This is a genomic window from Rhizobium sp. WSM1274, from assembly GCF_025200775.1.
GTDB lineage: Bacteria > Pseudomonadota > Alphaproteobacteria > Rhizobiales > Rhizobiaceae > Rhizobium > Rhizobium leguminosarum_I.
The window spans coordinates 2,981,347-3,004,215 of sequence record NZ_CP104138.1 but is presented as its reverse complement, the minus strand read 5'-3'; the positions used below and the strand labels follow the sequence as shown (position 1 = coordinate 3,004,215).

33 protein-coding genes, 1 tRNA gene and 2 pseudogenes are annotated in these 22,869 nt (G+C 59.9%); 21 read left to right on the top strand and 15 right to left on the bottom strand.

The annotated features are described in order from the left end of the window. Nucleotides 1-37: 37 nt before the first annotated feature. The 5 genes from N2600_RS15195 to N2600_RS15175 all read left to right on the top strand — a co-directional run bounded on the left by N2600_RS15195 (nucleotide 38) and on the right by N2600_RS15175 (nucleotide 3,328). Nucleotides 38-844 (top strand): AraC family transcriptional regulator, encoded by an 807-nt coding sequence (locus N2600_RS15195; RefSeq protein ID WP_260296677.1) that lies wholly within the window; start codon nucleotides 38-40, stop codon nucleotides 842-844. Between the two features lie 83 nt (nucleotides 845-927). Further along, nucleotides 928-1,824: a DMT family transporter gene (locus N2600_RS15190; protein WP_260296676.1), complete on the top strand. Its 897-nt coding sequence runs from the start codon at nucleotides 928-930 to the stop codon at nucleotides 1,822-1,824. Nucleotides 1,825-1,827: 3 nt separating this feature from the next. Continuing rightward, complete coding sequence (locus N2600_RS15185) at nucleotides 1,828-2,520, top strand: B3/B4 domain-containing protein (RefSeq protein WP_260296675.1); 693 nt, start codon at nucleotides 1,828-1,830, stop codon at nucleotides 2,518-2,520. Between the two features lie 96 nt (nucleotides 2,521-2,616). Next, the gene (locus tag N2600_RS15180; RefSeq protein WP_162119556.1) at nucleotides 2,617-3,015 is read left to right on the top strand and encodes a DUF427 domain-containing protein; all 399 of its coding nucleotides are present in this window, start codon (nucleotides 2,617-2,619) and stop codon (nucleotides 3,013-3,015) included. A 79-nt stretch (nucleotides 3,016-3,094) separates the two neighbouring features. Then, nucleotides 3,095-3,328, top strand: a complete 234-nt coding sequence (locus N2600_RS15175) for a DUF6894 family protein (RefSeq protein ID WP_162119555.1) — start codon at nucleotides 3,095-3,097, stop codon at nucleotides 3,326-3,328. A 167-nt stretch (nucleotides 3,329-3,495) separates the two neighbouring features. Here N2600_RS15175 and N2600_RS15170 read toward each other — a convergent pair whose 3' ends face one another. Further along, nucleotides 3,496-3,741 (bottom strand): DUF6894 family protein, encoded by a 246-nt coding sequence (locus N2600_RS15170; RefSeq protein ID WP_162119554.1) that lies wholly within the window; start codon nucleotides 3,739-3,741, stop codon nucleotides 3,496-3,498. A gap of 132 nt (nucleotides 3,742-3,873) precedes the next feature. Between N2600_RS15170 and N2600_RS15165 the strand changes: the two genes are divergently transcribed. Both N2600_RS15165 and N2600_RS15160 read left to right on the top strand, forming a co-directional pair. Beyond that, nucleotides 3,874-4,593: a Crp/Fnr family transcriptional regulator gene (locus N2600_RS15165; protein WP_260296674.1), complete on the top strand. Its 720-nt coding sequence runs from the start codon at nucleotides 3,874-3,876 to the stop codon at nucleotides 4,591-4,593. Nucleotides 4,594-4,671: 78 nt separating this feature from the next. Further along, nucleotides 4,672-5,604, top strand: a complete 933-nt coding sequence (locus N2600_RS15160; protein ID WP_162119552.1) for a LysR family transcriptional regulator — start codon at nucleotides 4,672-4,674, stop codon at nucleotides 5,602-5,604. Nucleotides 5,605-5,743: 139 nt separating this feature from the next. Here N2600_RS15160 and N2600_RS15155 read toward each other — a convergent pair whose 3' ends face one another. After that, on the bottom strand, nucleotides 5,744-6,670 hold the full coding sequence (locus N2600_RS15155; RefSeq protein ID WP_260296673.1) for an NADP-dependent oxidoreductase: 927 nt from the start codon (nucleotides 6,668-6,670) through the stop codon (nucleotides 5,744-5,746). Then, nucleotides 6,670-7,137: an ester cyclase gene (locus N2600_RS15150; protein ID WP_162119550.1), complete on the bottom strand. Its 468-nt coding sequence runs from the start codon at nucleotides 7,135-7,137 to the stop codon at nucleotides 6,670-6,672. The genes N2600_RS15155 and N2600_RS15150 overlap by 1 nt, the downstream gene beginning before the upstream one ends. A 238-nt stretch (nucleotides 7,138-7,375) precedes the next feature. On the opposite strand from N2600_RS15150, the gene N2600_RS15145 reads away from it, so the two are divergent. The 6 genes and pseudogenes from N2600_RS15145 (at nucleotide 7,376) to N2600_RS15120 (ending at nucleotide 10,914) form a co-directional block, all read left to right on the top strand. Beyond that, nucleotides 7,376-8,596: an MFS transporter gene (locus N2600_RS15145; RefSeq protein ID WP_260296672.1), complete on the top strand. Its 1,221-nt coding sequence runs from the start codon at nucleotides 7,376-7,378 to the stop codon at nucleotides 8,594-8,596. Between the two features lie 74 nt (nucleotides 8,597-8,670). Further along, nucleotides 8,671-9,270, top strand: coding sequence for a DUF922 domain-containing Zn-dependent protease (locus N2600_RS15140; RefSeq protein WP_170254912.1), 600 nt, complete (start codon nucleotides 8,671-8,673; stop codon nucleotides 9,268-9,270). 115 nt (nucleotides 9,271-9,385) lie between these two features. Then, a complete protein-coding gene (locus N2600_RS15135) occupies nucleotides 9,386-9,739 on the top strand; it encodes a DUF1428 domain-containing protein (protein WP_170254915.1) in 354 nt (117 codons plus the stop codon). Between the two features lie 13 nt (nucleotides 9,740-9,752). Continuing rightward, nucleotides 9,753-9,953 (top strand): annotated as a pseudogene (locus N2600_RS15130) (YjbQ family protein); the annotation flags it as partial. Nucleotides 9,954-10,071: 118 nt separating this feature from the next. Continuing rightward, nucleotides 10,072-10,377 carry a hypothetical protein gene (locus N2600_RS15125; protein ID WP_162119546.1) on the top strand — a complete coding sequence of 102 codons (306 nt, stop codon included), beginning with the start codon at nucleotides 10,072-10,074 and terminating at the stop codon, nucleotides 10,375-10,377. Between the two features lie 177 nt (nucleotides 10,378-10,554). Next, nucleotides 10,555-10,914, top strand: a complete 360-nt coding sequence (locus N2600_RS15120; protein ID WP_017965188.1) for a hypothetical protein — start codon at nucleotides 10,555-10,557, stop codon at nucleotides 10,912-10,914. Between the two features lie 488 nt (nucleotides 10,915-11,402). Here N2600_RS15120 and N2600_RS15115 read toward each other — a convergent pair whose 3' ends face one another. After that, entirely contained in the window at nucleotides 11,403-12,143 is a 741-nt protein-coding gene (locus N2600_RS15115; protein ID WP_260296670.1) for an SIMPL domain-containing protein, read from the bottom strand. A gap of 188 nt (nucleotides 12,144-12,331) precedes the next feature. Here N2600_RS15115 and N2600_RS15110 point away from each other — a divergent pair. Continuing rightward, nucleotides 12,332-12,776: pseudogene (locus tag N2600_RS15110) on the top strand (GNAT family N-acetyltransferase). Nucleotides 12,777-12,873: 97 nt separating this feature from the next. Here N2600_RS15110 and N2600_RS15105 read toward each other — a convergent pair. After that, the gene (locus N2600_RS15105; protein WP_003541569.1) at nucleotides 12,874-13,020 is read right to left on the bottom strand and encodes a hypothetical protein; all 147 of its coding nucleotides are present in this window, start codon (nucleotides 13,018-13,020) and stop codon (nucleotides 12,874-12,876) included. Nucleotides 13,021-13,275: 255 nt separating this feature from the next. Here N2600_RS15105 and N2600_RS15100 point away from each other — a divergent pair, with 255 nt between their 5' ends. Then, nucleotides 13,276-13,467 (top strand): hypothetical protein, encoded by a 192-nt coding sequence (locus tag N2600_RS15100; protein ID WP_017965185.1) that lies wholly within the window; start codon nucleotides 13,276-13,278, stop codon nucleotides 13,465-13,467. A 73-nt stretch (nucleotides 13,468-13,540) separates the two neighbouring features. Here the strand turns inward: N2600_RS15100 and N2600_RS15095 are convergent, their stop codons facing one another. Further along, on the bottom strand, nucleotides 13,541-13,735 hold the full coding sequence (locus N2600_RS15095) for a hypothetical protein (RefSeq protein WP_260296667.1): 195 nt from the start codon (nucleotides 13,733-13,735) through the stop codon (nucleotides 13,541-13,543). Nucleotides 13,736-14,069: 334 nt separating this feature from the next. Between N2600_RS15095 and N2600_RS15090 the strand changes: the two genes are divergently transcribed. Further along, complete coding sequence (locus N2600_RS15090) at nucleotides 14,070-14,774, top strand: FkbM family methyltransferase (RefSeq protein ID WP_260296666.1); 705 nt, start codon at nucleotides 14,070-14,072, stop codon at nucleotides 14,772-14,774. Between the two features lie 364 nt (nucleotides 14,775-15,138). Here the strand turns inward: N2600_RS15090 and N2600_RS34470 are convergent, their stop codons facing one another. Next, the gene (locus tag N2600_RS34470; protein ID WP_222386332.1) at nucleotides 15,139-15,324 is read right to left on the bottom strand and encodes a hypothetical protein; all 186 of its coding nucleotides are present in this window, start codon (nucleotides 15,322-15,324) and stop codon (nucleotides 15,139-15,141) included. Between the two features lie 523 nt (nucleotides 15,325-15,847). Between N2600_RS34470 and N2600_RS15080 the strand changes: the two genes are divergently transcribed. Further along, nucleotides 15,848-16,642 carry a hypothetical protein gene (locus tag N2600_RS15080; protein WP_222386331.1) on the top strand — a complete coding sequence of 265 codons (795 nt, stop codon included), beginning with the start codon at nucleotides 15,848-15,850 and terminating at the stop codon, nucleotides 16,640-16,642. 138 nt (nucleotides 16,643-16,780) lie between these two features. On the opposite strand, the gene N2600_RS15075 is transcribed toward N2600_RS15080, so the two are convergent. Continuing rightward, a tRNA-Ile gene (locus tag N2600_RS15075) sits at nucleotides 16,781-16,856 on the bottom strand. A 199-nt stretch (nucleotides 16,857-17,055) separates the two neighbouring features. Here N2600_RS15075 and N2600_RS15070 point away from each other — a divergent pair. Then, nucleotides 17,056-17,424, top strand: coding sequence for a response regulator (locus N2600_RS15070; protein ID WP_222386330.1), 369 nt, complete (start codon nucleotides 17,056-17,058; stop codon nucleotides 17,422-17,424). A 99-nt stretch (nucleotides 17,425-17,523) separates the two neighbouring features. On the opposite strand, the gene N2600_RS15065 is transcribed toward N2600_RS15070, so the two are convergent. The 3 genes from N2600_RS15065 to N2600_RS15055 form a co-directional block, all read right to left on the bottom strand. Beyond that, complete coding sequence (locus N2600_RS15065) at nucleotides 17,524-17,727, bottom strand: hypothetical protein (protein WP_017965177.1); 204 nt, start codon at nucleotides 17,725-17,727, stop codon at nucleotides 17,524-17,526. Continuing rightward, on the bottom strand, nucleotides 17,724-18,389 hold the full coding sequence (locus N2600_RS15060) for an acyl-homoserine-lactone synthase (protein WP_222291688.1): 666 nt from the start codon (nucleotides 18,387-18,389) through the stop codon (nucleotides 17,724-17,726). Before N2600_RS15060 ends, N2600_RS15065 begins: the two co-directional genes overlap by 4 nt. A gap of 95 nt (nucleotides 18,390-18,484) precedes the next feature. Beyond that, nucleotides 18,485-19,210, bottom strand: a complete 726-nt coding sequence (locus tag N2600_RS15055) for a LuxR family transcriptional regulator (protein ID WP_017961376.1) — start codon at nucleotides 19,208-19,210, stop codon at nucleotides 18,485-18,487. A gap of 123 nt (nucleotides 19,211-19,333) precedes the next feature. On the opposite strand from N2600_RS15055, the gene N2600_RS15050 reads away from it, so the two are divergent. Beyond that, a complete protein-coding gene (locus tag N2600_RS15050; protein WP_017965174.1) occupies nucleotides 19,334-19,528 on the top strand; it encodes a hypothetical protein in 195 nt (64 codons plus the stop codon). 171 nt (nucleotides 19,529-19,699) lie between these two features. On the opposite strand, the gene N2600_RS15045 is transcribed toward N2600_RS15050, so the two are convergent. The 3 genes from N2600_RS15045 to N2600_RS15035 form a co-directional block, all read right to left on the bottom strand. Then, a complete protein-coding gene (locus N2600_RS15045; RefSeq protein ID WP_222386329.1) occupies nucleotides 19,700-19,915 on the bottom strand; it encodes a hypothetical protein in 216 nt (71 codons plus the stop codon). 158 nt (nucleotides 19,916-20,073) lie between these two features. Further along, a complete protein-coding gene (locus tag N2600_RS15040; protein WP_017965172.1) occupies nucleotides 20,074-20,313 on the bottom strand; it encodes a DUF2934 domain-containing protein in 240 nt (79 codons plus the stop codon). A 25-nt stretch (nucleotides 20,314-20,338) separates the two neighbouring features. Further along, on the bottom strand, nucleotides 20,339-20,545 hold the full coding sequence (locus N2600_RS15035) for a hypothetical protein (RefSeq protein WP_017965171.1): 207 nt from the start codon (nucleotides 20,543-20,545) through the stop codon (nucleotides 20,339-20,341). Between the two features lie 359 nt (nucleotides 20,546-20,904). Between N2600_RS15035 and N2600_RS15030 the strand changes: the two genes are divergently transcribed. Both N2600_RS15030 and N2600_RS15025 read left to right on the top strand, forming a co-directional pair. Continuing rightward, nucleotides 20,905-21,288: a hypothetical protein gene (locus tag N2600_RS15030; RefSeq protein ID WP_222386328.1), complete on the top strand. Its 384-nt coding sequence runs from the start codon at nucleotides 20,905-20,907 to the stop codon at nucleotides 21,286-21,288. Nucleotides 21,289-21,508: 220 nt separating this feature from the next. Then, nucleotides 21,509-21,922 (top strand): DUF4174 domain-containing protein, encoded by a 414-nt coding sequence (locus tag N2600_RS15025; protein ID WP_017965169.1) that lies wholly within the window; start codon nucleotides 21,509-21,511, stop codon nucleotides 21,920-21,922. A 62-nt stretch (nucleotides 21,923-21,984) separates the two neighbouring features. On the opposite strand, the gene N2600_RS15020 is transcribed toward N2600_RS15025, so the two are convergent. Further along, on the bottom strand, nucleotides 21,985-22,695 hold the full coding sequence (locus N2600_RS15020; protein WP_162115916.1) for a GntR family transcriptional regulator: 711 nt from the start codon (nucleotides 22,693-22,695) through the stop codon (nucleotides 21,985-21,987). Nucleotides 22,696-22,869 lie beyond the last annotated feature (174 nt).

Sequence of the window (22,869 nt, the reverse complement as noted above, 5' to 3'; positions counted from 1 at the left end):
CTGGCAGAGTGGCCGGGATCGGACCTGCGGGCAGAGAATGGCGAAAAACCAGTTCAGGATGTTGCGCTCGGCGCTATCAGGCATCGAAGCGGTGGAGGCGGAAACGCATCACAGCTTCTCCCGGCATACGCATGAGCAGTTCGGTATCGGCCTGATTTCCGCCGGGGCGCAGTCGTCGCTTAGCGGCCGCGGCATGGTGGAGGCTGAGGCCGGCGACATCATCACGGTCAATCCGAACGAGGTGCATGATGGCGCCCCGATCGGCGAGGTGCGGTCGTGGCGCATCCTCTATTTCGATCGCGGCATCGTCGGCTGCCTGTCGCAAGAGATCAGCGAAGGCGGGGGGAGGCGATCGGAAATCCCGCATCCGGTCATCCGCAATGCGGCGATCGCCGCCCGTTTCGAGACGCTGTTTGACGCGGTGACCCGCGGCCGAGCGGCGGATCGGCTGTTTCGCGAGGAACTGATTCTGCAACTCGTCGCCGATGTCATGCGGGAGCGCTGTGATGCCGAAGAGCGACCACCGGTGCCGGCGTCGATCCGTGCGGCCCGAGATCTGATCGATGACGATCCGCTTGCCGCCGTCTCGCTTGCCGATCTCTCCAGGGAAAGCGGGCTCAGCCGTTTCCAGGTGCTGCGCGGTTTTGCCAAGGCGACCGGATTGACGCCGCACGCCTATCTCGTCCAGGCCCGCATCCATATCGCTCGCCGGCTGATCGCTCAGGGCATGCCGCTCGCGGAAGCGGCCTTTGCCAGCGGTTTTGCCGATCAGAGCCACATGACGCGGGTCTTCGTGCGCAAATACGGTCTGTCGCCGCGCCTCTATGCCGGCGCCTTTCTCTGAGCGCCTACTTTGCACCTGCAATTTCGTTCAAGACCCTGATCCAATCCTGCTGTTTTCTCGGCGCATCCAACAGGAGACGCTGAATGTCGAGGCAGGTTCAAGGTTATGTCTATCTGGCGCTGGCGATGCTGACTGTCGGAAGCACTGTGATCGCAAGCAAGCTGATCGCGTCGGGTCTGCCGCCGTTCAGCGCCACCGCATTGCGCTTTGCCATCGCCTTTCCGGTCTTACTCCTGCTGATGCGGGCTACTGGCGCGCGGCTGCCGAGGTTTTCTCGACATGACCGGCTCATCGTCATCATCCAGGCCGGGGCCGGCAGCGTCGGTTATACGACACTGCTGATCTCCGGCCTCAGCCTGACCTCGGCGGCCGATGCCGGCGTCATCATCGGCACGCTGCCAGTGGTTTCGGCCGCAATCTCCATCCTGCTGCTTCGCGAACGCCCGCAGCGCGCCCTGCTTCTCGCGGTGTCGCTTGCGACATCAGGCGTGCTGTCGATCGCCTTCACGCCGGATGCGGCAGGCGGATCATTGGCCGGCAATGCGTTGATCTTCTGCGCCGTCGTCTGCGAGGGGTTGTTCATCCTGCTCAACAAAAGATTGAAAACGGAGATTGCGCCGCTTGCGCAGTCGACGCTGATGGCCGGCATCGGTTTTATCGTCGCCGCCATCCCCGCCATGTTCGAAGTGCCTTTCGCACATGGTATTTCCGCAAGCGCTGTCGCCGCCGTCGTATATTATGCGCTGGTGCCGACCGTCGGCGGATTTCTGCTGTGGTATGCGGGGGCAGAAAGGGTGAGCGGCACGGAGGCGGCGCTCTTTACCGCGTTGGCTCCGGTTTCCGCCGTCATGCTTGCGTTCGTCATCCTTGGCGAGCCGGTCGGGCTTAACCAGATCGCCGGCATTGCCTGCGTGCTTGCGGCCGTGCTCGGGCTTGCCTTTGCCGGGAGCCGTACAGTGAAACTTGCCGGGGGGAGATAGATCATGCAGTTCAGCCATTCCGATGCCATATGGCAGGCTTTTCCCGAGCTTCGCGCCGGTGCGCTGCATGCGGGAGGGATCCATGCGGATGCCGATGTCGAGGCGGCGATCGCAGACTTCAACGCAATCGCCGAGGCCCGGCTGGCCAAAGCGCAGGAAGGCGAATTTCCCGAGATCCAGGCTTGGCGGCGCGGCTTTTCCCGCATGGGGCTGAAGCCGACGCAATATCGCTGCGCTTCCGAGGCGCTGCTGCGTCGCTTCCGCCAGGAACATGCACTGCCGCGCCTGCATCCGCTCATCGATCTCTGCAATGCGATTTCGCTCGCCTTTGCCATTCCGATCGCGGTCTTCGACACTGAAAAGATCGCTGGCGATCTCGAAGTCCGGCGCGCCAGAGGTGACGAGACCTATCTGACCTTCGCCGGCGAGAGCGAACATCCGGAGGCGAACGAAGTGATCTTTGCAGACGGTGATGACAGGGCGCATGCGCGGCGCTGGACGAACCGGCAGAGCGGGCTTTCGGCGGTGCGGGAGACCACGCGCTCGGTGCTGATCGTCGCCGAGGCTCTGCACGCCTCCGCCGGCGACGACATCGCCAGGCTGATCGAAACAGTTGCAGATGCGCTTGCACGGCACTGGCCGGCGGCGCCGAAAATGGCGATGCTAAGTCCGGTATCGCCGCGTTTCGAGTTCTAGTGGCGCAGCATTTCAGGGAAAGCTGCATTCGAGCCCTTGGGCCGGCCGCATGCCGCCCTATCTCTATGCGATCGATAGCTTCTGGAGACGAACCCGATGTCAGATAAGTCGATCAAGATTCCGGGGCCGGATCATCCGATCACCGTCGAGCACAATCCCTCCCGTGTCGTCGTCACGCTCGGCGGCAAGACGATTGCCGATACCCGCAATGCGCTGACGCTGCGCGAGGCCTCCTATCCGCCGGTGCAGTATATTCCGCGCAGGGATGTGGACATGTCGCTGCTTCAACGCACCGACCACAGCAGCCATTGCCCCTATAAGGGCGACGCCTCCTATTACAGCATCATTCCGGGCGGCGAGCGCTCGAAGAATGCCGTCTGGACCTATGAGGCGCCGAATGCCGCGGTCAGCAGCATCAAGGACCATCTCGCCTTCTATCCCGACCGTGTCGATGGCATCGAGGAGATGGCCTCTCCGGAAGCCGGCGCCTTCTGACGATACGCATGACACGGAGACCCGTTTCGGCGGAACTTGTGTGCTGCCAGCCCGTTAGGCTCATTTAGCGGGGTGCGTCGTGCCGAAATTCTACTTTCAACTTTTCGATCGTGATGGCGCCGGGACGACCGAGACGGCCTATGATTTTGAATCCATCGAAGCCGCGAAAGCGGAGGCACGGCGCGTGTTGGCTGAGATGGCCGCCGAAGGCCTGCCTGCTGCACCTCTGAACATGATGTCGGTGGAACTCTTCGATGAAAGCCGTACGCCGCTTGCGGAAATACGACTGATTCTCGAAGAAATTCCGAAGTAGCCGTGATCGGTTTGCTGGGCTGTGATCCCCCTCGATCCAGACCAAAGCATTCGGAAACTATGTCAAATTTAATTGCCCGCGGTGAAGGCGGGACTTAGCGTCGCGCTAATCGACCGAGTCGGATTGGTGCGTATGTGTAATCGGCGGCAACCTTTGAACGGCCGCCGCTATCGTAAGACGTCGAGCCATTCATTGCTGAAGACGAGACTGGCAACCGTGACCGGCTCGCCGCTTTCGTCGCGAACGGTGACGGCGATGGTCATGCGATCACCTGCGGGCAGTTCGTCACGGGCCACATCCAGCAGGATGCGGGTCACTTCTTTCGGAATGTCTTCGCGAGATTTGAGCTCGGTGCCGTGCTCGTCGCGCGTGGGACCTTCGCCGTTGTGTAGATCGAAATAGTAGCGAGCCATGTTTCTTCCTGCGCGTCACAGGGAGAAATCACAGAGAAGACAATTGTTCCGAGGTTAGGCATTGATTCTTAAAGAAAATACAGGTCGCATCGAAATGATCGGGAGACTTTTCCTATATCGGCAGACAAGCCCGTGATCGAGCCGCTGCTGCTGAACCTTGGAAGTCGCGATGTGTTGTCGGCCGAGGAGGAAAATCATCTCAGAGCGATCATCGTCAAGGAGAGGCACTTCCTTGCCGGAGAGGATCTCGTCTCCGAAGGAAGCCGTCCGACCTACAGCACGCTGCTGCTCGATGGTTTTGCGGCCCGCTACAGGGTGATGGCCGATGGCAGTCGTCAGATCACCGCGCTGCACGTCGCTGGCGATTTTGTCGATCTGCACGCTTTCCCAATCAAGAAGATGGATCATGGCGTCGTTGCGATGTCGTCCTGTCGCGTCGCTTTCGCCGATCACGCCGACCTCAGGGCGATCACCGAAAGCATGCCGCATCTGACCCGGCTGCTCTGGCTCGACACGCTGGTCGATGGCGCCATCCACCGCGAGTGGATCGTCGCCATGGGCCGGCGCTCCAAGCGCGCCCATATCGCCCATCTCGTCTGCGAGCTCTTCGTGCGGCTGCAGGTGGTGAAGCGGACGCGCGGCCCAAGCTTCCAGTTTCCTTTGACGCAGATCGAGATGGCCGACGTGCTCGGCGTCTCCGTCGTCCACCTGAACAAGACATTGCAGGCCCTAAGGCGCGAGGGCGTGTTCACCTGGGAGTACCGAACGATTACCATCGTCGACTGGGAACGCCTGCAGGAGATCGCCGAATTCGATCCCGGCTATCTCAGCATCTCCAGGGAGCCGCGCTAAACGTCAACGGCTCTTGCACATAAAGAGGGTTTTCAACATGCTGCCAGTCTATAGTAGTTGACGGGCATCATCCACATCATGAATAGTCTTCAAGCGGTCGATCTCAACCTCCTCGTCGCCTTCGACGCGATCATGGCGGAGCGCAGCGTCACCCGGGCTGGCGCCCGCATCGGCCGCACCCAGCCGGCAATGAGTGCAGCACTTGCCAGGTTACGGCAGCTTTTTCAGGATGAGCTCTTCGTGCGCAGCCCGAGCGGATTGGAGCCGACACCGCGGGCGCTCGATCTGGCCGAGCCGATCGGAAAATCTCTGCGGCATGCGCAAGAGGCGCTGGCTTTCAGTGGCGTCTTCGATCCGCGGTCGTCATCGGCTTCGTTCCGGCTCGGTCTTTCCGAACATCCAGCCTTCGTGCTTCTGCCGAAACTGCTGGCGGCGATCAGGCAGGCCGCGCCAAAAATCAGCGTCGACGTCAAGGGTTTCGTTGCCCGGGAAAGGGCGGTGGAGATGCTCGACGCCGGCGAGGTGGATGCGGCGGTCGGCGTGCCGGTCTCCTCGTCGCCACGCATCCTTTCCCGGCTGCTTTTCGAGGAGAGCTTCGTTTCGATCGTCCGCGCCGATCATCCCGCGGCAAGAGGTCTTGATCTCGAAACCTTCGTCGCTCTCGACCACCTGCTCGTATCACCGGAAGGCGATCGTTATGGCCATGTCGACCGGAAGCTTTCGGAATTCGGTCTGCGCCGCAGGCTCGGCCTGACGTTGCCGCAAATGTATGCGGCGCCGGCGATCGTCGCCGAGACCGATCTCGTCGCCACGCTGATGCGCGGCGTCGTCGAGGTCTCGGACAGCCGCGCCCGGCTGTCGATCCACAAGCCGCCGATCGAACTGCTGCCGGTCTCCTTTGCGCTGTCATGGCATCGCCGCAACGATTCCCATGTCGGGCAGCAGTGGTTCCGCGAACTGATCCGCTCCGTCGCGGCCGCGAAGCAGGATCAATCCGAGGAATTGCGCTGATCCCGCTTTTGGCATCAGCCGCCTCGTTTAGAGCATGATGCCGAAAAGTGTGAGCGGTTTTCGGACGACATCATGCTCTAACTCTTTCATTGAGAACAGATTCAGACTTTAGGCCGAACAGGCCTAAAATCATCCTGTTCTAGGGTCTCACCACGGTCTTGCCGCGGGCGCCGCCCTTCGAAAGGGACCGCAAAGCCTCGACCGTGTCCGCAAGGGCGAACTCCTGGCCGATGACGCTTTGGAGACGACGATCTGCGGCGAGTGCTGCCACTGCGGCCAGGCGGCCGGCATCGCTCTCATGAAAGAGAAACTGCGCATCGATGCCGCGCGCCTTCGGCCCTTCGGTGTCGAACGGTGCGGAAAGGCCGATGAGCTTGCCGCCGGGGCGGATGACGCCGAGCGAGCGCTCCAGCGTTTCGCCGCCGACCGTGTCGATCACCAGGTCGACGGCCCCAGCGACGGCAGTAAAATCCTGGTTGCGATAGTCGATCACCCGGTCGGCACCGAGCGAGCGGACGAGATCGAGATTGGCCGCAGAGGCTGTCGCCGTCACATGCGCGCCGGCACGCTTTGCGAGCTGAACGGCGAAGCTGCCGACGCCACCAGCGCCGGCATGGATGAGCACCGATTGGCCGGGCTGGATGGCTCCGGCCTCGAACAGCGCCTGCCAGGCGCTGGCCGCAGCCGTCGGCAGGCCGGCAAAGTTTAAGAACGGCAGATCGCGCGGAATTGGAACAACCAGTCGGGCGGGCACGGCCGCCAGTTCGGCGAAGGCGCCGCCGCTCGTTGGGTCTGTGCGCGCGATCACTCTTACACCTGGCCTGACGGTGGCGACGAGCGGACCTGTTGCCACCACCGTTCCAGCGAGATCGGTTCCGAGCGTATAGGGGAAGGCGAGGGGGAAGAAGTCCTTCAGATATCCGGCAAGCAGCTTGTTATCCATTGGATTGAGGGCGGCTGCCTCGACGCGGATGAGCACCTCGTCGAGGCCGGGTACCGGCTCCGGCACATCCTCGATCCGGATATCGTCGATTACACCGTGGGCATAGATACGGGCGGCCTTCATCACGCGCTCTCCGGATGCAGGGACACCGCCTTCGGCGGCCAAGCGCCGAGTTGGTGCAGCATGCCGAACCAGTCCTCGAGGTGCCAGGTATGGGAGATCCTGTCGCCTTCGAAGCGGTGGAATTCATGGAGCGCGATCTCGATCCGGCGGTTCGTGGCCGGAATGCCGAAGAGCGCGCCGCGCTGGGTGCCGACAATACGGGCGCGAACGCCGGCGCGATCGTTGAAACCGATCACTTCGTCGACAACGATCTCCACATCCGGCAGGGATTCGATGAAGCCGAGGATGATCGGCTTCAGCCCAGCTGGGCCGGGACCCTGGCCGGGGGCGAGCGGAATATCCTGCCAGCCCGATGTGACGGCTTCGTCGAGAAGATCGGGGTTCTTGCGGGTGAATGCGCCGTAGAAGGTTTCAAGCGTTGCATGCTGACCTGCAGTCAGTGCGCTTGCGGTTGTATCAAAGGTCATCGAGAGCCTCTTTGTTTATGACAAGAGGAGATTAGGGCATGCGGCTGTCATATCGGAAATCGATATCCGATATAAGCGATCATTGATAATTGATATGCTGACGAGGTGAGACCAGTACAAACCGGCGGCGGCTGCGCCTTGCGATTGACAAATCGCCCATTCGGGCAGAACACCGCTCCGACCTCTTAAAAACTCCTTATAAAGGCTGGCGCGACCGTAGCCGGCCGGTGACATCGCAATGGATATATCCCAAGGACCGGGGAGCGTTCTTCGCCACCCCGGCTATCTGAATTTCGCTGCCTCCCGCGTTTTTTCCTCGCTCTCCTTCCAGTCCATTGGCATCGCCATGGGATGGATGATCTACGACCAGACGCACAGCGCCTTTGCGCTCGGCCTCGTCGGCCTCTGCCAGTTCCTGCCGATGGTGGTGCTGACCTTCGTCGTCGGCCATGTCGCCGACCGGTTGGACCGGCGGCGCATCGGGCTTGTCTGCCAATTGATCGAGGCGGTGACGGCGCTGGTGCTGGCGATCGCTACCTGGCAGCAATGGCTGACGCCGGCCGGCATCCTCGCCGCCGTCATGGTGCTCGGCGCCGTCGTTGCCTTCGAGCGCCCGACCATGGCGGCGCTGTTGCCGAACATCGTGCCGGCCTCAATGCTGCAGAAGGCGGTTGCAACCTCGACCTCGATGATGCAGACGGCGCTGATCATCGGCCCCTCGCTCGGCGGCCTGCTTTACGGCCTCCATCCCGTCGCGCCCTTTGCAATTGCCGCGCTGCTTTTTGCCGTTGCGAGTTTCAACGTCATCTCCATCCGGATGCAATGGAGCCCTGCTAGGCGCGAGCCGGTGACGCTCGCTTCGGTCTTTGCCGGCGTCTCCTTCATCCGCAGCCGGCCGGTGATGCTCGGCACGATTTCGCTCGATCTCTTCGCGGTGCTGCTGGGCGGCGCGACCGCGCTGCTGCCAATGTTTGCCCGCGATATCCTGCAAGCCGGCCCCTGGGGGCTCGGCCTTTTGCGCGCCGCGCCGGCGATCGGCGCGCTCGTGATGTCGATCGTGCTTGCGCGCCGGCCGCTCGAAAGCAATGTCGGGCGCAAGATGCTTGCCGCCGTCGCCGTGTTCGGCGTCGCCACCATCGTCTTCTCGCTTTCGACCAATATTGCACTTTCCGTCGTAGCGCTGTTCGTCGTCGGCGCGTCCGACACGGTAAGCGTCGTCGTGCGCAGCTCGCTGGTGCAGCTGCTGACGCCGGACGAGATGCGCGGCCGAGTCAGTGCCGTCAACTCGCTGTTCATCGGTACCTCCAACCAGCTCGGCGAATTCGAATCCGGCATGATGGCGGCAGCCCTCGGGCCGGTCGCCACCGGCGTTGTCGGCGGGCTCGGTACGATTGTCGTCGTGCTCCTGTGGATGCGGCTCTTCCCGGATCTCACCAAGGTCAAGACGTTGCAGGGCTAGCGGATGCATGACGCGTTGAAAGCGGCGAGTGCTCCCGTTAGGTTCTCCCCAAACAACATTCGGCGGAGCCGTCCGTGACGACAAATTTTCTATCCTATGTGCTTGCGGCGTTTTTCATCTCCGTGCCGGCCGTGGCGCTGGCCGAGTGGCAGGCGGTCGAAGAGGTGCGGCCCTATTCGATATCAGGCACGTCGGGGGCCGGGCTCTATGCATCGATCGGCGAGCGTGGGCCGGAGGCGGGCGGCTTCGGCCGGGCAATCGCGCATACGACGTTCAAGCTGACCTGGACCAGGAAATACGAAGCGCAGGGAAATGCCTGCGTTATCGTGACCAACCGGCCGAAGCTCATCATCACCTATACGCTGCCGAAACCATCTGCTGCGCTGCCAGCCGCCGTGAAGAGCAGCTGGGAGGCCTTCATATCAGGCGTGCAGGCGCATGAGCGGGTGCATGGCGAGACCATCAAGGAGATGGTCAATGAGATCGAGACGATGAGCGTCGGCCTCACCATTGCCGACGATCCCGATTGCAAGAAGATCAGGATCGAGCTCACCCGACGGCTCGGCGAGATCTCCCAAAGACAACGCCAGCGCGGCCGCGACTTCGACAAGATCGAAATGGGTGATGGCGGCAATATCCAGCAGCTCATCCTCAAACTGGTCAACGGGCCCTGAACCCCAGGAAGCTGATAAGGGCGCGGTTAACCGCTCGGCAGCGGACTGGACCCGCTTGGCAAGTCTCCTATCTCTTCCGTGATAACCGGGCGCAGACACGCGAAGGAGGAGCGAGATGTCCTATGTCGATGGTTTCGTCGTGGCGGTTCCGAAGGGAAATATCGAGGCCTACAAGGAATTCTCGACCTTCGCCGGCTCGATCTGGAAGGAGTATGGCGCGCTTGAATATGTCGAATGTATCGGCGACGACGTGCCCTATGGCGAGCTGACCTCCTTTCCCCGGGCCGTGCAGGCGAAGGAGGATGAGGTGGTGGTGTTTTCCTGGATCGTCTACGGCTCGCGCCGGGAGCGCGACGATATCAATGCCAAGGTGATGGCCGATCCGAGGCTCAAGGGCGACCAGTGGCAGATGCCGTTCGACGGCAAGCGGATGATCTATGGCGGCTTCGAGACGCTGCTCAAGCTCTGATGCCCCAGGCAGCCCTGCCTTGGGCTGGGTCGTGCATAGGGCCGAGGGGCCAGACGACATGCCGGCGCATATCAAGGCGGCGCTGACCCAGGTCTCGACGGGCATTCCCGTTGCGGAAGGGCGGCTGATGCTCGGCACATGGCAGGGCCTTTATCTTTTCGAACATCGCGACCGCCCGCACCGGCGCGAAATTGTCCTGCATCTCAGCCCGTGAGAGAGTTAATCCTTGTGAATGAAAACTGAATGGGTGGTTCGAACACCGTTCAGTTTGCAGCGTTTACTGTCGAGACAATCCCTGAAGGGAGAGCCTATCAAACCGACGGAGACACTCCATGACGCATTTCCTCGCCAAGGCCTCGCTGGCCGCATTGCTCGCCCTCTGCTCCATGCCGGCCACGGTTTCGACAGCGGCGGCCGCCGGGCCCCAGACGAACTTCGTCGTCGAGGCGCAATATCATCGTCCGATCCGCGGCTGCTCGCCGATCCATGCGGTGAACAAGGCGCGTGATTTCGGTCTGCGCAGAGCCCATATCACCCGCATGTCGCCCCGGGTCGTTGTCGTAGCCGGGCGCGACCGGCGCGGCTGGGACAGGATCATCTTCGCGAATGTCCGCGGCTGCCCGCTGATCCGGCGCTGAGGACAACGGCCGGAGGCGCCGCTGCGGCGCTTCCGGTCCGTTTCTGCCTTGACGCTGACACTTTCAGCCGTCTCTTCTCTCATCTGTATGACTGATTCCCAAATGACGCTTCGGCGTAATGCGGACCAATGGGGAGGGCGGCTTGACCGGCCCGACTTTCAAACGAAAGGTTTTTTGATGATGCAGTTTCTGGCAAAGGCGGGTCTTGCCGTTATGCTGACAGCCGGCACCCTGGCCGGCACGGTGGCCCCGGCCGCCGCCCAGTTGAATATCATTATCGGCGAGCCGGACCGTGGTCCGCCGCAGGATTACCGCCGTCCGCCGCCGGGTTTTGATCGTCCACCTCCGGGCTACGGCCGCCCGTCGCGCGGCTGCAATCCGCAGCTCGCCGAAAACCTCGCCCGGGATTACGGCTTCCGCCGCGCACGCGTCGTCGACATCACGCCACGCCGGGTGATCGTCCAAGGCTGGACGCGTCGCGGCCCCGATGAGATGAGCTTCGCCAATGTCCGTGGCTGCCCCGCTCTGCGCCGCTGATATCAAAGTAGAATGCCGCCTCGTCTCCCCGATGCAGCGGCCACAACCGCCTTTGCCAGTCTCCCCGGATCGGCAAGGGCGGTTTTCTTTTTGTGAAAGTCCTTTTTACAGCGCCGCGCGTCTGGAAAGACGCGCGGCGTTCAGTTTTATGACAACCTCGCTCTTTCCCCGGCGTCATCCTCGGCCCTGTCCACGCCCGTCTGGTTCGCGCCAAGGGCTGCCCCTCACCCTAACCCTCTCCCCGTAAAACGGGGAGAGGGGACGTGCCCTGCGAGAGGTTGGTGGGGAACGGAGAGGTCGCGGCATATCCCCTTCTCCCCGCGCGCGGGGAGAAGGTGGCGGCAGCCGGATGGGCTGGTCTCGCCGATTTCCAGAGCCAAGATCTCGCGACACTGAACTCTGTTTGTGTCTCAATCCGCAGGAAGTCGGTAGACACTGTCAGCAGTTCGAGCGCCGCGGATCTGAAAAGACACGCGGCGTTGTAATGCTTATTGCTCGATCGCGAAGGTCACGGTGACGCTGACATTGTAATTGTTCTCGCCGCCCTGGACGGGAACGGCGGCGTCGGAGGCTTCCTTCATCATCGTGGCGCGATAGACCGGCTGCGGCATCGTGCGCGGCGCATTCTCGTTGATCTCGAGAATGCGGCCGAGCTTGACGCCGGCCGCTTCACTCAGCGTCTTCGCCTTCTTGACGGCACTGGCGACAGCATCCTTGCGTGCCTCGTCGATCACGGCGTCCGGCTTGTCGTTGGTAAACTGGATATCGCCGCCCTGATTGATGCCGAGGCTGACGGACTGGTCGATCACTGCGCCGAGCTTGGCGAGGTCGCGCAGGCGGATGGTGATCGAATTGATGGTCTGGTAGCCGATCAGCTGCGGCTGCTGCTGTTGGCCGTCGACCGGCTGCGGATAGTTGTATTGCGGCTGGATGGAAAAGCCCGAGGTCTGCAGGTCGCGCTCGGCGATGCCGCCGCTCTTCAGCGCGGCAAGCACGTCGTTCATCGCCTTGTTGTTCTCATCGAGCGCTTCGCGGGCGGTTTTCGCCTGTTTGACGACGGCGAGATTGACGACGGCCATATCGGGAGCGATGGACGATTCGCCGTCGCCGGTCACCGAAATTACCGGCTCGCGCGCTTTTGCCTCCTCCGCGAATGCGGGCGCTGCGGCGGCGGGCGGCAGCGCCAGAAGGGCGGTCATCAGGACAGTTCTGGTATAGTTCGGCGCCATGTTTTCATTCCTTGGTTGTCATTTCCCTGAACAGCTTTCTGTCGGTTGATTGTGAAGCTATTGCGGCGGAAAAGACAGGCGCAGGCGTAGCGAGAGAAAAATGTGTGAGATGCCCGCGTTGGAGCCTAATCCCCAAGGACGTCCGCCGAGCCGAAACGGCTGGACCGGAACCGTCGGCTCGCTATCATATGGCGACCATCGACGACGAGGAAGCGGTGTTCGAAACGTTCGATCCCGTCCCGGCCGAGGTCGCGACCGCGATTTCCGACGGCATAAGTGCCTTCAACGAGAGCGCTGAGATCAGACGCGGGGCCTTCGCCATCGTCTGGCGGGAGAGTGGAGAGCTTGCCGGCGGGAGAACGCGGCTGTTTCCATCTCGGTTCTTTTCATCGGCAATCTGTGGGTCGCAAAATCGCTGCGCCTGAGCGGCATCGGCAGGAAGCTGATGGCGGCGGCGGAAGAAGAGGGCCGCCGCCGCGCCGCCGTCATGGCTTGCGTCTACACGCTCTCGACCCAGGCCCCGGACTTTATCCGAAGCTCGGATATGTCGAATTCGGCAGGGTCAGCGGGCATGCGGGAGGCCGGCCCGTTGACCGGATTTGGTTTCGGAAGGAATATTCCGCCGCGGACTGATCAGGAGCCGCAGACGGCTTCAACATCTGATGTCATTTGGGGTGACATGTGAGATCGCTATCGCGGGACGCGGGTCAGCTGATCGCCAATCGTCCGACTAGGCGCCGAAATCGTCCATGAAAGATGGATGGATGGCGGGCTTGCGCTCTTCGCGGGCGTTCCGAATACGCTGGGGAACAGCACCGAGACCGGCGACGAAACGGGTGAGGAGATTGCGGTTGAAAAGTTTCTGTATGGCACTCATGGCAGTTTACTCATTCTTTTTTTTGTTAGCCGGCAGCATGTATTTTGCCCAAGCTGCCATAACAATGGGCAATTTTGCATGACAGTTATGTGACGGTGCATGGCTCGGGCGGGGCTGGCCTAAAAGGTGATCACATTGGCGTTAGAAGGGGCAGCCGAGAGCGTCGGGGGCTATAAATCCTCGTCTGTATTCGCCCTGGCGTGGTAGATTGCCTGCTTGGGGTAAAACTATGCCCCTTCCGAAGGAGAAGCCCAGATGAACCGATTTTTCGCATTTATCGCGACCGGAACGCTGATCAGTCTTGCCACGATCATTTCGGCTTGCACTTCGTCCGGAAGCCTCGACCAGACGTCGTCGATCGGCGGCGGTTACTATGAGAGCCAGCCGCTTAATCCGGCCTGTGGGGGTGGGTTCAGGCCGAGCGATGGACGTTCTTGTAGCTATTAGAAATCTGCGCCGATCGGGCATGATGCCGCCGGACGAAGCCGTGTGATTCAATCAGACTTCTAATTTCCCAGCGCTAGTAGCTGCATGGGCGATCATTGCCGAATCCATCGCGGCAGGCGGGCCGAAGGGCAAAGTCAGCGCTATGAGCGGTATAGCCGATCGAGCCCGTTTGCATCGAGTTGTTTGGGCTCGTGCTGCAGGCCGATGCCGACATGGCAATGACGAAGACGGCGGTCATGGCCTCCAATAGTTTGCGAGTTTGAAGCATCTCCTCACCCCTCACTATCCAAAGTGTCCGTATAATCTGGCAAATAGGGCCATGGGACGTCCTGATCACTGTCGTTGTCGATCAAGATTTTGTTATGGCGGAAAACCCCTTCACCAGCGCTCGCTGCCACGATCATGGTTGCATGGCAACGCCTACAGAAGGGATCCACGGCTAAGTCGACTTCACCTAAAGAACTAGGCGTGGCGAAATGGCCGCGCAAGGCATCAACTATCGATGATCTAGCCACTGATTGCCAATTCACCGAAGATGGAAAAATAGGGTCACGCCGCTCGACGAGCGGATAGCGCATGCGTTCGAGTTACCGGGAGCCTACATGCTTCATATCGCTAATATTGCTCCACCTCGGTTCAGGCTATGGACGCGCGCTTCACGAGAATGGCGCCATGGTGAGCCCGAGCTTCGGATCCTCGATAGATTATGCCGTCGGGGCCAGACTGCAATCGATATAGGTGCGAACTACGGTGTCTATTCTTGGTTCCTGTCCAAGTATGCGCGCGATGTCGTCGCCTTCGAACCTCAGCCTAATATGGTCGCTTTTCTGAAGGCTGCGCTTGGTTCATCGGTTCGGGTCGAGCAGGTCGCGCTGTCCGACAGCGCTGGCGTTGCAACGATGCGGATCCCCCGTGATCAGCTCATGGATGGCTGCGCCACGATTGAGGAGCAGAATACGCTTTCGACGCAAAATGTTGAAGAAATTTCCGTTCCAACCCGGCGCCTGGATAGCTATCAGTTCGGCCCTGTAGGCTTCATCAAGATCGACGTTGAAGGGCACGAACTAAAAGTACTCAAAGGCGCGCAGGCTATACTGAACCGGGATCACCCAAACCTGCTCATCGAAGCGGAAGACCGGCATCGACCCAACGCCGTCGCCAGTGTGATCGACTATCTAAAGCCGTTCGGATATTCTGCCTATTGCGTGAGAAATGGAAAATTTCGTTCCCTGTCGATCGACGAGATCCAGAAGGGCTCTTCCGGAACGCCTTATAACTACGTTTTTTCTATCCGCGAGGATCTATAAAGCGCCTTTCATGTACCCCCGTGCCCACCACCCATTCATCAGATGCTGTTATGGCGGCAGCCGATGTTTCGCCCCACATCGCCCCTATGGCTCAATCCATGACTGGCCTTCCATAGACCGAGCGAGCGGAGATTGCAGTTGGCGATTACGGCCGACTGCTCACAGCCAGCTCTCCCTTCTGACAAGCATCGCAGTGCCCGAAAGATGCGGATAAGGCTGCCTCGGCTACGCTTACAGACGTCGTTTGTTTGGACAACGACGATGGGGAGCCGCAGCATGTCGAAGGGGTCGCATTCATCCCGGTCGATTGCCGAGCTGGAGCAGTAGGAGGCTCATGGGTGCGGCTGTGAATCCAGAGCGAAGATCAAGCCCGGTCGGCGACGAATTCGCTGAGGTGGTAGCCTTTCGCAAAGGAGAGAAAGGCGGCCGAATAGTCGAGGACATCCGCCATCAGCGCCAGCAGCTTGCATTGGCAGAAGGCGCATTGAGGCGCGGATTGCCATATCCGGCGCGCACCGGGTGAGGTCGCATTGAACCTCTTGGGTTCCATGGCAAAAGAACAGCAAGCGGCAACGAAAAGGGCTTTGGAAAACAAGGCAGAAGTCCTGTCGCAAGTCCTTCCAACCAGTAGAGAACCTAAGTTTATAGGGAGAACAACCTGCGACAGGGAAATTCTGCAGATATCAGCGGATGCTAAATTACGCCCGTCGAATTGACCTATTACACTTCCAGCGGAGTTGGTACAACGCGAAAGAGTTGATCTTTGAGGGTAATTACGCGTTAGCGGGATATCGGGGTTTTGGCCGTCGCGTTATCAGTATGGAGCAGTGAGGCAGCGGCCGATTGGACCTTACGGACAGGAACTTGCTGGCGGCCTCGCGCAGATCATCGCTCATGCTGACCCCTGCGCTTACGGTATCGACCAGAATGCTTTGGAAAAGTACGTTGACAAATAAACTATTGAATCCGGAGGCACTGCAGTTCATTCGTACTAGTGTGACGTTGATGGCGAAATTGAACGCGCCGCTGTGCACGATCACAAAGGCTGCAGCTAAGTCGCTCGGGTTGCTTCAATGACAAAGGTTACAGCCGCACGGCTCGTCGAAAAGGACGATGAGATAGCACGCCTGCAGGCAGCACTCCTAAAGCACGCAGAACGTTTAGCGCGTGGTGAAGAAAGTGAGCAGCCTCAGCCGCCAATCTGGTCGATTGAAGAGCAAAGGGCTTGGTCTGAAGCACTTCAAGCCAAAGTAAGAAACGCAATGATCGTGGCCTGGGGAGGAGAGGCAGCCTACGATGCAGTCGTCTCTCAAGGCGAAGCGATGAGACAGGCTCGCCGCGAGGCGGACCGCTCGATTGCTATTTTTCACGTAACCGTCGTCGAGGAGTTCTTGCGTTCGGCAATTGAACGCTATTTCCCTGGGCGGCATTCTGATCCAGAGATTATTGATCGTCTATTCGACCCGATGCGGTATGGGCCGCTCAACACTTTCACTGCAAGAGTGGATATCGCTTTTGCGTTGGGGATAGTCGGATCAGGCGCCCGCAAAGCCTTGAAGCTAATAGCTGAGATCCGGAACAAATTTGCCCATAAGCTCGAGATACATTCATTTGACCATCCCGATGTGACGAAGTTGATCGACAAACTTAAATATATTGACTTCGCGATTACCGGACCGGACGCCGAAGGCCTAATGCATCTGTGGAATCGGTCACCGAACTCGGAGGTGACGTCTGGAAGCGGATGGCGTGCATCCGACAATCCTTTCGACCATCGGGGAAAGTTTGAGAAGACCTGTGGGTTTCTGCAGCATTCCTTGCGAACGAGCGTGCCGGGATCGACGCACCCAGATCTTCACGAGAAATGAGTACGCCCGGCGAAGGGCGGTTTGTGCGGCTCAGGACAAGACATTCGAATGCTTTTTTGAAACGGAAAATTCCGAAACCTGGTATCAAAATTCCGGGATTTGCGCCCGGCTACACCGGCTGGATTGATACAAGAGGAATGGTGGGCCCGGAGGGACTCGAACCCCCAACCAAGCGGTTATGAGCCGCCGGCTCTAACCATTGAGCTACAGGCCCTTGGCGCCGTGTCCGGCGCTTGGGTGCCGGGGCAATGGTTCCCGCAGCACGGTTTCCGCTCTAACGCAAATCCGGGGGAGCCACAAGCGGGGAGCGCAAGCATCTGTGGACGATGCATATTTCGTGGGCAGCCACTGGAACCTTCTCGCGTGGGCGACACTTATCCAAGTCACATTCCGCATGAAGAGGGCGATCACAGATGGCGGCTTTGAACAGCGCAGTTGTGCTCATCGTGGAGGACGAGCCGCTGATCCGGTTCAATATCCTCGATGTGCTGGAGGAGGTCGGCCATGTGGCGCTGGAGGCGGCGAATGCCGACGAGGCTCTGGTGGTGCTGAAGGGCAGGCAGGATGTCGATATCCTCTTCACCGACGTCAATATGGCCGGTTCGATGGACGGTCTCCAGCTTGCCAATCGGGTGAGGGCGATGCGTCCGAATATCGGCATTATCATCACCTCGGGCATGGTGCGGCTCGATCCGATGGCGCTGCCCGCGAATACCGCCTTCCTGCCGAAGCCCTACATGCACGACACGCTGATTTCAACGATCGATGCCCTGATGGCGTAAGCACGCCGCGCAGCCGCAAAACGGGGACTGTTTTTGCGGCTGCGCGCGAGGCGCCGGGAGACATGCTCGTCTTCAGGCAGGGCGGAGGGGACCACACCCTCAGCTGAAGCTGCTCCTCAGCGCCTCGTTCTCATGATGGGCCTTCTTCTCGTAGATCGTGAACAGCGCCATGGAGAGGAGATAGGAGAGGAAGGGATCCCCTATCTGCGTGGCGATCTCGCGGGATGCAAGAACATGGCGCTCCAGCGCGCCGATATCCTTCTGCATTGCGGTCTGTGTGGCGGTTTCAGCGAGGCGGTTCATGCTGCCATCTCCAGGAATTGGGTCACGACCGAGCGGGCCGGCACGTGCCTGACATAAAGGGGTAGGGTGAGGCCGAGGGCGGCGCGCATCTTGCGCAGCACCCGGTCCGATACTTCGAAGGCGCCACAGCAGACGGGATATTTGCCGTAGCCGTCTGCACGGCCGAGTTCTTCCACTTCGGCGCCGGCGCGCTTGTAGACGCGCTTGAGGTAGGGTTCGTAGTTGGAAATCATCGTATGGATGCCGTGATCGAGCGCGCATTCGCAAAGCGCAAGCAGCATCATGGAAAAGGCGCGGCCGGCGTCGACATTGGAGAAATCCTTGGCGATCGCCTCCTCGTCGATGCACATGCGCGTGCCTTCCCAGATGCCGGGGGCGATAAGATTGGCGGCATCGGGAAACGTCTCGCGGAAGACGTCGTAGAGAAGGGTCGGGCCTGTCGTCGGCATCAGACGCATGCCGCCATAGAGCCGGGTGCGGCTGTCGTTGCACCAGACGAGATAGGCGGGGGCGAGCGAATCGTAGCTGTCGCGTTCGTAGGGGCCGATGACGGGAACGTCCCAGCCGAGCGTATCGGCGAAGACCTTCTTGCGCAGGCGAAACATCTGGTCGAGTACGGCAGCGTATTTCTGATACTCATGTGCCTGAACGATAACGAACATTTTGCCCTCCAGCGTTTTCAAGTTCGTGGAAAGCAGAATGGTTCAGGCTGGCCGGATCGGAAATTCCCTCAGATGGGCCCCCTCAGATGAGGGGATCAGGGATTGATGATGCGTAGCTGCACGGCCCGCGAGGCGGCGGCCGAGATCGTGGCGCAGCCGAGCTTGAAGCGGGCGGTCTTCAGATAATCGCGGGTGGTGTGCTCGGATATGCCGAGGATGACCGAAATATCCTTGTAATCCTTGCCCAGCGCCGTCCAGTGCAGACATTCGATCTCACGCGGCGACAATGCCGGCACCGGATCGTTTTCGCCATGCAGCTCGTAGACGGCCTTGCGGTGGATCAGGTGGGCGATCTCGATCCATTCATTGCGGCAGCGGCGGACGAGCTCGGCCCATTCCTCGGCCGGTATGCGGGCATTCAGCGACAAGAGCGCACGACGTTGCGCTTTGTCGGCGACGGGAATGGAGTAGCCGTTGCCGCCGATGCCGTGCTTCTGGGCGTCGACCAGCATGGCATAGGCCTCGGGCGTCGGCTCGACCTCACTCCAATCGAAGGGCAGCTGGCGTTCGAAGCCCTGTTTGACGATGGGATCGACCTTCACATAGCTGTTTAGGAGGTAGCGGGAGACCCAGGCATCCGGATAGGTGGTGCGTACGAAGGGCGAATCGATCTTGGCCGCGATCGTCTGGGCGAGATGGTAGGTTACGAAATCGAGGCCATATTCCGCCTGGAGAATGCGGATGGCGGCATCCACATTGGCCGCGGCCTTGATCTGTTCGAAAGCGGACTCGAACTTTTCGCTGTAGGTATTCTCAATCATTTCCACTGCCCCAATTCCCTCAATCCTACCGTGAGGACCGTCATAAATACAAGGCATCCCCACATATGCGGGGAATGACAGTTTGGCCCCCATCTGCTAGCGCCTGTCATGAGGAGACCTCATATGGACAGCAAGAGACCATTCGCGATTGCCGAATGCCAACAGGCCGCCAAGGGCCTGAAATCCAGCTGGCAGGACATGGCAGGCTCCGAAGCGCTGATCCGCGCCCTCGTTGCCGAACGCAACGGCGACACGCCGCTGGCGCTGTTCTGGACCGAGGTCCACCGGGCGCTCTGCCAGGAAAGCAACGCTTTCTGACGATCGCCTTCCCGAGGGCCCAGGCTTTTCTCCGCAATTTAGACAGGGCGATGATGCCAGTCGCCAGGAAAATCCCACCGCCATCTACCAGATTGCCGATGAAGACGTCGTCATTCATGTCGTGATTCGATTTCGCGGCGAAAGGAGGGACGTAGCGTTCTGGATCTACGGTTAAGAAATCCGCATTATTTCATCGATTTGTTCCAAAATGGTTGACGGAGCGTTTGCGGCAGGAGCAATGGTGCTTGTGGAAACGGTTACATTCCGCCGCGCCTTTGTAGCGCTGGCAGAATTTCGGATATCATCACCGATGTGTGGAATGGAATGACTGAAAAGCGTGTGAATCTGGTCTTCAAGACACATCTCGATATCGGCTTTGCCGATCATGCCGAGAAAGTCTGCGGCAATATCACGAGCGCTTCATTCCGTAGGCGATCGAGACGGGCAACCCCAATAAGTGGGGAGCGAGTTTCCCGATGTGGTGGCAGGGAGATTTTCAGGCGCGCCTCCGGCTCAGCCTGGGCTGAGCCGGAGACAGGGAAGGCCTAGCCGACCTTTGTCGAAGGATTGACCCAGTCCTGACGCGGCACTTCTGGCCGCTGCGGTTTCGGACGAAACTTCACCAGCACCTCGCGACCATCGACAGAGGCTTGCGTGCGTTCCAGCGCATCGCGTTCGGAAACGGCCTGGCGCCAATGCTCGTCGTCGCGGCCATCGGGCCGGCCCTGTTCTTCCCAGATCGCGTAAGCTCTCTTGCTGATCCATTCGTGGCGTCTGTCGCTCATCGATCCATTCCATTCATCAAAAGCGTTATTCGGCAATTCTGTCCTGCAGGACCGGTGGCCGGCGCTTGGCTGCCATCAGCAGGTCGAGCTCGATCGAGGAGGGCCCGAAACGGGTGAACAGGCTCTCAGCCTGGTCGTTTCGGAGGCCGTATTTGGAGGCGAATTCATCAAGGCTGTAGGGACGGCCGCGCAGGATTCTGCTCCGGCGCTCCGGTTCACGTATTTGCGTCATTGGTGGTAACCCCAGTCGGTTTGGCGGATGCGGGAACAAAACAGATTACAATGCCAAAAGTTCCGTGATTTCCAGCGATCTCTGCCCTTTGTCCCATTCCGGACCGATCTCAGGCGGGAGGCAAAAATATTTGACGAATGGCGCACGCCAAGAAAATTTCCACTAAAACATGCAAGAATATCATGGCGTTATGGAATTTGCTTCCATGCGCTGGGATAAATGGGCTTTACCCCAGGGCGTTACCCTATAGAATCAATCGTGTTATTCGGTTCGCAGGGGCAGCAAAACGTTCCGTTCCCCGCGTTTGGCGCGACCGATACCGGAGGACTTTGGCTTCAATCCATCAAGAGGAGATAGACATGATCAATGCACTGCCGCCACTTCATGACGGCCATGCGCCGTTCGACCTCCAGCAGCTGTTTCGCGAAGCGCTCTATGCCTTCGAGGAATGGGACAGTGAATTGACCGAACCGATCGTGACCTACGAAGGACGGGTCATGCCCATCAGCTTCGTTTTCGAAGCCATGCGCGAATGCACCGACATCGTGCCGATGAACATCGTCGGCGCCGTCACCGAACGGCTGACCAAGCCGTGGGAAGGCGAAGGCCCGCTCGACCAGATGACATTCTCGACGGCGGCGCGTGTCATGGGCGTTTTGGTGCGCAAGCGCCTTCACGTCACCGGGGCTGCGGATATCGTCGCCGTTTCGGCCCACGCGTCGGAAGACCAGGGCCGCGACTGATAGGGTGAGGACCGCGGCCATGGCTGCGATCCTTTTTCGCTTTTTGGCGGAACCTCGCTTATTCCCAGCCGTTTAATTCGGCAGGCATAGCCCGCCACTACAGCGCCCTTTCCGAGAGTCGCAAAGGGCGCTGTAGCACGTGGAACTGCTGCATAATCCATCCCTAGATCGATGCCGATTTAAGAATTATGCAGTGGTGACGGGCGAGGAATGAAGCACCATGCTAAAATCTATTGTTCATGAAATCATCGGTACACCCAGGCGTGAGCCTGAGCTTCCGCAATCGCTCGAGCAGTTTCGCGACAGGAAACGGGTGCTGATCATCTTTGCCGATGCGCAAGATGACCGCGCGCTTATCCAGGACGAATGGCTGCGCAAGGCGCATATGCGCCTGATCGAGGAAGACGTCGAGGTGTTCAGCATCGCCGGCGGCGGCGCGTTTGCGCTGTTTGACGATGACTGGGAACTCGATGCCGACGATATTCGCGAGCGGCTGCAGGGGCCGCCGTCCGGCGAGTTCGGGCTGATCCTGATCGGACGCGACGGAACCGTTAAGCTGCGCTCGAGCGAGCCGATGAGCGCCGAGGATATCTTCGCTGCCTTTGAGATGTTGCCGAAGAAGACGCCTTGGTAGCGTTTCGAAAGCCATTTGAAGCGGGCGCGGTGAAGCATCCGCGTCCCGCGTCTTTTGCATGTTCAGAGTTCGAAGGCTTCCTTGAGGCCCAGGCTCTTGCGTTCGCGCAGGTCGAGATCGGCCTCGATATGGGCGATGTGATGCAGCATCAGCTGGCAGGCGCGGTCGAGTTCGTCGGCTTCGATCGCCGAGATGATGTCACCGTGTTCGGAATGGCCGCAGCTCGATGCGGTCGACTGCCCGTAGAGCGCAATCACCAGAGACGAGCGGGCGACAAGCTCTTCCATGAAGCGCTGCATGATTGAGTTTCCCGATAAGGCCGCCAGCATCAGATGAAAATCGCCCGATGCCTTGATTTCGGCGCGGCGCGCCGTCTGGCCACGCTCGCTCATCAGGCGGCCTTCTTCCAGCAGAAGCTGTCGCAGATGGGTAATGTCATCAGGCGTGATCCGCGCCGCTGCCTCGCGCAAAATGCCGGGTTCGACCAGCCGGCGGGCGGAAAAGATCTGACGAGCCTCTTCCGGCGAGGGATAGGCGACGAAGGCGCCGCGGTTCTTCTCGACGCTGACAAGACCTTCATAGGACAGCGCCTGCAGGGCGGCGCGGGCAAGCGTGCGGCTAACATTGAAGAGATTGCCGACGTCGCCTTCCGAAAGCTTGGTGCCGGGCGAGAGCCTGCGCTCGACGATCGCTTCGCGAATGGCATCGCGGATCTGTTGCGCGCCTGTTTCGGCGGAGTCTTCGGCCTGCTGAGCCTTGGCGGCGGATTTCATGAAATTTATTTCCCGATGGTCGGCAAAGCATAGCCATGTTCGCAGCAAAAGTTAAACAGATTTTGTCCCGGAATTGGTGGTCAGATTGTATACGATATTTTGCACAAATTGCGCACGATAGCCTAAATCATGTGCAGATAGCGCTGCGCCTATAATTTGCTCTCTCAATGGCGC

Coding starts and splice junctions, on each gene's coding strand:
- N2600_RS15155 (WP_260296673.1), bottom strand. CDS start 6,670: ATGAAGGCCGCCCGTATCTATGCCCACGGTGTAATCGACGATATCCGG.
- N2600_RS15100 (WP_017965185.1), top strand. CDS start 13,276: ATGAACCGATTTTTCGCATTTATCGCGACCGGAACGCTGATCAGTCTT.
- N2600_RS15135 (WP_170254915.1), top strand. CDS start 9,386: ATGTCCTATGTCGATGGTTTCGTCGTGGCGGTTCCGAAGGGAAATATC.
- N2600_RS15045 (WP_222386329.1), bottom strand. CDS start 19,915: ATGATCGGCAAAGCCGATATCGAGATGTGTCTTGAAGACCAGATTCAC.
- N2600_RS15025 (WP_017965169.1), top strand. CDS start 21,509: ATGCTAAAATCTATTGTTCATGAAATCATCGGTACACCCAGGCGTGAG.
- N2600_RS15040 (WP_017965172.1), bottom strand. CDS start 20,313: ATGAGCGACAGACGCCACGAATGGATCAGCAAGAGAGCTTACGCGATC.
- N2600_RS15195 (WP_260296677.1), top strand. CDS start 38: ATGGCGAAAAACCAGTTCAGGATGTTGCGCTCGGCGCTATCAGGCATC.
- N2600_RS15070 (WP_222386330.1), top strand. CDS start 17,056: ATGGCGGCTTTGAACAGCGCAGTTGTGCTCATCGTGGAGGACGAGCCG.
- N2600_RS15120 (WP_017965188.1), top strand. CDS start 10,555: ATGATGCAGTTTCTGGCAAAGGCGGGTCTTGCCGTTATGCTGACAGCC.
- N2600_RS15190 (WP_260296676.1), top strand. CDS start 928: ATGTCGAGGCAGGTTCAAGGTTATGTCTATCTGGCGCTGGCGATGCTG.
- N2600_RS15065 (WP_017965177.1), bottom strand. CDS start 17,727: ATGAACCGCCTCGCTGAAACCGCCACACAGACCGCAATGCAGAAGGAT.
- N2600_RS15055 (WP_017961376.1), bottom strand. CDS start 19,210: ATGATTGAGAATACCTACAGCGAAAAGTTCGAGTCCGCTTTCGAACAG.
- N2600_RS15150 (WP_162119550.1), bottom strand. CDS start 7,137: ATGACCTTTGATACAACCGCAAGCGCACTGACTGCAGGTCAGCATGCA.
- N2600_RS15095 (WP_260296667.1), bottom strand. CDS start 13,735: ATGCTTCAAACTCGCAAACTATTGGAGGCCATGACCGCCGTCTTCGTC.
- N2600_RS15115 (WP_260296670.1), bottom strand. CDS start 12,143: ATGGCGCCGAACTATACCAGAACTGTCCTGATGACCGCCCTTCTGGCG.
- N2600_RS15160 (WP_162119552.1), top strand. CDS start 4,672: ATGAATAGTCTTCAAGCGGTCGATCTCAACCTCCTCGTCGCCTTCGAC.
- N2600_RS15145 (WP_260296672.1), top strand. CDS start 7,376: ATGGATATATCCCAAGGACCGGGGAGCGTTCTTCGCCACCCCGGCTAT.
- N2600_RS15050 (WP_017965174.1), top strand. CDS start 19,334: ATGGACAGCAAGAGACCATTCGCGATTGCCGAATGCCAACAGGCCGCC.
- N2600_RS15090 (WP_260296666.1), top strand. CDS start 14,070: ATGCTTCATATCGCTAATATTGCTCCACCTCGGTTCAGGCTATGGACG.
- N2600_RS15185 (WP_260296675.1), top strand. CDS start 1,828: ATGCAGTTCAGCCATTCCGATGCCATATGGCAGGCTTTTCCCGAGCTT.
- N2600_RS15105 (WP_003541569.1), bottom strand. CDS start 13,020: ATGAGTGCCATACAGAAACTTTTCAACCGCAATCTCCTCACCCGTTTC.
- N2600_RS34470 (WP_222386332.1), bottom strand. CDS start 15,324: ATGGAACCCAAGAGGTTCAATGCGACCTCACCCGGTGCGCGCCGGATA.
- N2600_RS15080 (WP_222386331.1), top strand. CDS start 15,848: ATGACAAAGGTTACAGCCGCACGGCTCGTCGAAAAGGACGATGAGATA.
- N2600_RS15020 (WP_162115916.1), bottom strand. CDS start 22,695: ATGAAATCCGCCGCCAAGGCTCAGCAGGCCGAAGACTCCGCCGAAACA.
- N2600_RS15170 (WP_162119554.1), bottom strand. CDS start 3,741: ATGGCTCGCTACTATTTCGATCTACACAACGGCGAAGGTCCCACGCGC.
- N2600_RS15030 (WP_222386328.1), top strand. CDS start 20,905: ATGATCAATGCACTGCCGCCACTTCATGACGGCCATGCGCCGTTCGAC.
- N2600_RS15180 (WP_162119556.1), top strand. CDS start 2,617: ATGTCAGATAAGTCGATCAAGATTCCGGGGCCGGATCATCCGATCACC.
- N2600_RS15060 (WP_222291688.1), bottom strand. CDS start 18,389: ATGTTCGTTATCGTTCAGGCACATGAGTATCAGAAATACGCTGCCGTA.
- N2600_RS15125 (WP_162119546.1), top strand. CDS start 10,072: ATGACGCATTTCCTCGCCAAGGCCTCGCTGGCCGCATTGCTCGCCCTC.
- N2600_RS15035 (WP_017965171.1), bottom strand. CDS start 20,545: ATGACGCAAATACGTGAACCGGAGCGCCGGAGCAGAATCCTGCGCGGC.